This window comes from Mesorhizobium sp. M8A.F.Ca.ET.202.01.1.1 (assembly GCF_004791595.1).
Lineage (GTDB): Bacteria > Pseudomonadota > Alphaproteobacteria > Rhizobiales > Rhizobiaceae > Mesorhizobium.
This window is the reverse complement of the sequence record NZ_SRUN01000214.1, coordinates 1-310: the sequence shown is the minus strand read 5'-3', so window position 1 is coordinate 310 and position 310 is coordinate 1. Positions and strand designations below refer to the sequence as shown.

Sequence of the window (310 nt, the reverse complement as noted above, 5' to 3'; positions counted from 1 at the left end):
GCCAGCTTCAACGCCCGGGTGATCATCAGGTGGGCGGCGCAGGAGACGACGCCGAGCAAAAGCATGGCGCCGAAATCGAGCGCGGACGGCGTACGCCAGGCGCCGATGGTGAGCGCGCCGCCGACGATCAGCGTGCCGATGGTCTGCCAGGTGACAAGCGTCGTGTCGCTCGTTCCACGCAAACGACGGCCGAGGATGATGGCGAAGCCGAAAGCGATGCTGCCGATCAGGGCATAGGTCGACGACAGCGAGAACGCCGCCGACGAGGGCTTCAGGATGATCAGCACGCCGCAGAAGCCGACCAGGATCG

1 pseudogene is annotated in these 310 nt (G+C 66.1%); it reads right to left on the bottom strand.

From position 1 onward, the window contains the following. Positions 1-310, bottom strand: a pseudogene (locus EN845_RS34545) (EamA/RhaT family transporter); the annotation flags it as partial.